Annotated in this window: 2 tRNA genes; both read right to left on the bottom strand. The window is 46.4% G+C overall.

Annotated elements, in window-relative coordinates:
- Nucleotides 1–7: 7 nt before the first annotated feature.
- Nucleotides 8–83: transfer RNA gene (locus tag AN393_RS19975), tRNA-Val, on the bottom strand.
- 45 nt (nt 84–128) lie between these two features.
- Nucleotides 129–204: transfer RNA gene (locus AN393_RS19970), tRNA-Val, on the bottom strand.
- Nucleotides 205–209: the final 5 nt, after the last annotated feature.

The following is a 209-nucleotide window of genomic DNA, read 5'->3' as shown; positions in this document are numbered from 1 at the left end:
CTAAGAATGGTGGGTCGTACTGGACTTGAACCAGTGACCCTCGCCTTGTAAGGGCGATGCTCTCCCAACTGAGCTAACGACCCATATTAAATTTTAAAACGAGCTATTCATATAATAGCTTTTATATGTGGTGGGTGATACTGGACTTGAACCAGTGACCCTCGCCTTGTAAGGGCGATGCTCTCCCAACTGAGCTAATCACCCACATA

The organism is Pseudoalteromonas sp. P1-25, assembly GCF_001401805.1.
GTDB lineage: Bacteria > Pseudomonadota > Gammaproteobacteria > Enterobacterales > Alteromonadaceae > Pseudoalteromonas.
The sequence above is the reverse complement of the archived record's forward strand: the minus strand, read 5'-3'. Positions and strand labels throughout refer to the sequence as shown.